Below are 4,492 nucleotides of genomic sequence, written 5' to 3' on the forward strand. Positions count from 1 at the left end.
CCAGCCCAGGCGATCATTGCGCATTATCGGTGCAGAGCTTCAGCGGCGGCGCAACAAGCGTTAATCCGCGCTCCGCGACGACGGACTGAAGCCGCACGCGCAGGGCCTTATTGGCGGCAACCCCGCCCGCAATCACCACATGGCGGCCCTCGGGATGGGCGCTACAGAAGGCGGTTAGGGCGTTTTTCAGCCGGTCGGCCAGCACGTCGCCGACGGCGGCCTGAAAGCTGGCGGCAAGGTCCGACAAATCTTGCCCGGAAACCGGCGCGGGCAGTTTTTCGGCGGCAAGGGCGCACGGCGGTCTTCAAGCCCGAGAGCGAGAGATCGGCCCCTGGGCGCCCGACCAGCGGGCGCGGCAGGGCAAAGCGCGCGGCATCGCCGCTCAGCGCGGCCTGTTCGACGGCGGGGCCACCGGGGAAGCCGAGGCCGAGCATCTTGGCGGTTTTGTCGAACGCCTCGCCGACGGCATCATCGAGGGTACCGCCGAGGCGGCTATAGGCCCCAACGTCGGCGACCGACAGAAACTGGCTGTGCCCGCCCGACACGAGCAGCAGCAGAAACGGAAATGGCACATCGTCGGTCAGGCGGCAGGTCAGCGCATGGCCTTCCAGGTGATTGACGGCGATAAAGGGTTTCTCGTGGACCATCGCCAGACTTTTTGCGACGGTCGCGCCGACGATGACGCCGCCGATCAAGCCCGGCCCGGTGGTCGCCGCCACGCCGGCGAGATCGCCGAAGCCCACGCCCGCCGCCTGCATCGCTTCCTGAACGACGCGCTCGATATGATCGAGGTGGGCGCGCGCGGCAATCTCCGGCACAACGCCGCCATAGGCGCGATGGTCCTCAAGCTGCGAGAGCACGATATTGGCGAGAATGCGCCGATCCTCGCCGACAACGGCGGCGGCGGTTTCGTCGCAACTACTCTCGATCCCTAGAACGATACGCATGTCATAGACTTAGCGAGCGATAGCGCCGGGAAACAAGGGGAAAACCCATTCCACGCCTAGCTTTCTGACGCAAGCGGGCGTTCGGTGGCCCGGCTCAACCGCAACGTCGCGAAAAGGCTCCCTAATGCTGCAACTGCAATAATCGCCATCAGCGGCACCTGATCGGCGCGGTTGATATGGGCGACGAGATAGGACAGAACGGCAGACATAGCCATCTGCGTGAAGCCGACCAGCCCCGACCCGGCCCCGGCCAAATGGGGGGCGGCGGCAATCGATCCGGCAAAAGCCGCCGGAATCAGAATCCCTAAGCCGAGCAGGAAGGTGAAAACGCCGGAGATAACGCCAGGCACGGTCAGTATATCGCCAACCGCTTGCGCCAGCAGCCAGCCGCCGCCTAAGGTGGAAATCAGCGTGCCAAGATTGGCGAGGCGCGGATTGCTCCAGGTCGCCGCCTTTTTCCGGGCAATCAGGCTGCCGGACATGAAGCCGAGGGCGTTGAACATCGTCAAGAGGCCGAATTCGGCGGGGCTCAGGTGAAAATTGCGGATGAATAGGAAGGGCGAGCCAGTGATATAGGCAAACATCGCGCTAAAACCGAGCGCGATGGCGATATTATAGGTCATGAACGTCCGATTGCGGATCAATTCATGGTAACTGCGCCGCATTACGCCGAAGTTGAAGACGTGAACGCCCTTATGAGGGTTGGTTTCGGGCAGCCAACGCCAAATGATGAACAAGAGCCCCGTGCCCAGAACGGTGAGCAGCGCGAAATTCGCCTGCCAACCGAAGGCGGTATGCAGCAGCCCGCCCAAGGTTGGCCCGATGGCGGGGGCGAGGGAAATCCCCGCCGCGACGCTGGCCATCACGGTGGCGGCTCCCGCCACGCCGAAAGCATCGCGGACGACGGCGCGGGAGACGACGGGGCCGACGCAGGCCCCCAGCGCCTGCACGACCCGCCCCACGATCAATTGCTCAATGCTGGTCGCCGTCGTGCAGAGAATATTGCCGACGATGAAGACGATCAGCCCGAGCAGTAGGGCAATCCGCCGCCCCTTCACGTCCGACAGCGGGCCATAGACCAGTTGCATGAAGGCAAACCCGATCAGAAAGGCGGTCATCGTGACCTGCACCATCGCGGCATCGGTCGCCAGCGCGAGTTCGAGATCGGGCAGCGAGGGCACGTAGATCGAGGTGGAGAGCGCGCCTAGGGCGGCGAGCATCGTTACCAGCGCCGTCATCGCCCGGCGGGAGAGCGGCAGAGTCCAAGAAGCGGCGGAGGCACTATCCATAACGGTGTAATCCTGTTCCGTAAGTCTTCAGCCAATGCCGGGCCGTATCGGGATCGGGGTGCAAGCGGGCGACGAGCGCCCAAAAGCGGGGAGAGTGGTTAAGCTCGACCAGATGGGCTGCCTCATGGGCCGCGACATAGTCGAGAACCGTCGGTGGCGCGAGAATCAGCCGCCATGAAAAATTCAGGCTGCCGCGCGCAGTGCAACTGCCCCAGCGACTTCTCGTATCGCGAACTGTAACCGATGTTACGCTTTTGCCAAGCTGAAATGCATAGGCTTCCGCCGCCTGGGTTAAATGTTTTGCCGCTTCACCGTGCAGCCACGCCGCGATGCGGGGCGGAACGCGCTCGATCGGGCCGCCGACCCAGATCGCGCCGTCGTCGTGCCGAGGTTGGCGCAAACCTTGGGGATCGTGGCGGATCAGGCAGGAGGTGCCCCGGAACGGAATCGCCGCACCCGGCACGAAGGCCACCCGCTCTGCGGCCTGCCGGGCTGCTGGGCGCGCAAGGCAGGTTTGCATCCAACCGCGATGGGCGTCGAGAAATTCCAGCGCGCGCGGCAGCGGAAAGCGCGGCGGCAGCGTGAGGGTGAAGCCCTGGTCCACCGCCTCGAAGCGCAACGACAGGCGGCGCGCGCGCGGATTGTGGCGCAGAGTAACGCGCCGCGCCTGCCCGCCGACCTCGATGTCAACCGTGCTGAGGGTGATTTTCTGGGGCGCGCGCATCGTCTCGCCCCATCCGAAAATCAGGATACAGCCTTCGCCGCTTCGATCTCGGCGGCTTTGCGTTCGATCAATTCGGCGAGATGCTCGATGATGTCCGGGTCTTTGAAGCGATGATGCGGCACCCCGGCGATATAGACCTGATGGGTGCCCGCGCCCCCACCCGTAAAGCCAATATCGGTTTCGCGCGCTTCCCCCGGCCCGTTCACCACGCAGCCGATCACCGATACGCTCATCGGCGTGGTGATATGGGCTACGCGCGCTTCCAAGGCCGCCACTGTATCGATCACATTGAACTGCTGGCGGGCGCAGGAGGGGCAGGAGATGATATTCACGCCGCGATGCCGGAGGTTCAAGGATTTGAGCATCTCGAACCCAACCTTCACCTCTTCCACCGGGTCGGCGGAGAGCGAGACGCGGATGGTATCGCCGATTCCCGACCACAGCAGCATGCCCATGCCGATGGAGGATTTCACCGTTCCCGTGCGCAAGCCGCCTGCTTCGGTAATGCCGACGTGCAGGGGATAGTCGCAGGCGTCCGCCAATGCCTGATAGGCGGCGACGGCGAGGAAAACATCGGAAGCTTTCACGCTGATCTTAAAATCGCGAAAATCGTTATCTTCCAGAATGCGCGCGTGGTTGAGGGCGCTTTCCACCATCGCTTCCGGGCAGGGCTCGCCGTAGCGCTCCAGCAAATCCTGCTCCAGGCTGCCCGCATTCACGCCGATGCGCATCGAGCAGCCGTGATCTTTTGCGGCGCGGATGACCTCGCGCACTTTGGCTTCGCTGCCGATATTGCCGGGGTTGATGCGCAGGCAGGCCGCGCCCGCTTCGGCGGATTCAATGGCGCGCTTATAGTGAAAGTGAATATCGGCGACGATGGGGATCTGTGCCGCCGCGACGATCGCTTTCAGCGCGGCGGTCGATTCCACATCGGGGCAGGAGACGCGGACGATATCGGCCCCGGCCTCTTCGATCCGGCGGATTTGCTCGATGGTTGCGGCGGCGTCCGCCGTGAGGCTATTGGTCATGGTCTGCACCGAAATCGGCGCATCGCCGCCGACGGCGACCGACCCGACCATCACGGTGCGGGCTTTGCGGCGTTGAATATCGCGGTAGGGGCGAATGCTCATGACCATCTCAATCCATAAAACGACATAAGGCGACACATAGGAGTGTCGCCATCGAAAAGCTAGGGTTAAGGCGCGGGTGGTAAGATTACTCCAGCGTGCCTTGCTTCAAGCGCTCGGGATCGAGCGGTACGGCGCGGCGAACCATACCTGTGGGGCCGAGGGCGGGGGCGGGTTGACCGTCGACGGTGACTTCCAAGGCGCCCGCATTGCCGGTCATCAGCGTTAGGCCGGGGCGGTTCGGCACGCGGTATTGATCGCCCGCGCGCAACACGCGCGTCATCACGGCCTGATTATCGGCGTCGCGGACCTGAACCCAGCTTTCGCCTTTGGAGCGGATAACGACGCGAACGGTATCATTGACCGCGCCGAACACGCGCCCATCGGCGGGCGGGGCTGCAACCG

The 4,492-nt window shown here is 63.9% G+C and carries 4 protein-coding genes and 1 pseudogene; all 5 read right to left on the bottom strand.

Going from position 1 to position 4,492, the window contains the following annotated elements; all coding sequences use genetic code 11:
• Nucleotides 1–947, bottom strand: a pseudogene (gene tsaD, locus VZ95_RS12260) (tRNA (adenosine(37)-N6)-threonylcarbamoyltransferase complex transferase subunit TsaD); the annotation flags it as partial.
• Between the two features lie 56 nt (nucleotides 948–1,003).
• Nucleotides 1,004–2,236, bottom strand: a complete 1,233-nt coding sequence (locus VZ95_RS12265; protein ID WP_045776099.1) for a multidrug effflux MFS transporter — start codon at nucleotides 2,234–2,236, stop codon at nucleotides 1,004–1,006.
• Nucleotides 2,229–2,960, bottom strand: a complete 732-nt coding sequence (locus VZ95_RS12270; RefSeq protein ID WP_045776100.1) for a M48 family metallopeptidase — start codon at nucleotides 2,958–2,960, stop codon at nucleotides 2,229–2,231. The genes VZ95_RS12265 and VZ95_RS12270 overlap by 8 nt, the downstream gene beginning before the upstream one ends.
• A 20-nt stretch (nucleotides 2,961–2,980) precedes the next feature.
• Nucleotides 2,981–4,090: a flavodoxin-dependent (E)-4-hydroxy-3-methylbut-2-enyl-diphosphate synthase gene (ispG, locus tag VZ95_RS12275; protein WP_045776102.1), complete on the bottom strand. Its 1,110-nt coding sequence runs from the start codon at nucleotides 4,088–4,090 to the stop codon at nucleotides 2,981–2,983.
• Between the two features lie 85 nt (nucleotides 4,091–4,175).
• Nucleotides 4,176–4,492: DUF4115 domain-containing protein (locus VZ95_RS12280; RefSeq protein WP_045776101.1), on the bottom strand; the 317-nt coding region annotated here is incomplete at its 5' end.

The sequence above is a fragment of the Elstera litoralis genome, from assembly GCF_000963705.1.
GTDB lineage: Bacteria > Pseudomonadota > Alphaproteobacteria > Elsterales > Elsteraceae > Elstera > Elstera litoralis.

Coding starts and splice junctions, on each gene's coding strand:
- VZ95_RS12265 (WP_045776099.1), bottom strand. CDS start 2,236: ATGGATAGTGCCTCCGCCGCTTCTTGGACTCTGCCGCTCTCCCGCCGG.
- VZ95_RS12270 (WP_045776100.1), bottom strand. CDS start 2,960: ATGCGCGCGCCCCAGAAAATCACCCTCAGCACGGTTGACATCGAGGTC.
- ispG (WP_045776102.1), bottom strand. CDS start 4,090: ATGAGCATTCGCCCCTACCGCGATATTCAACGCCGCAAAGCCCGCACC.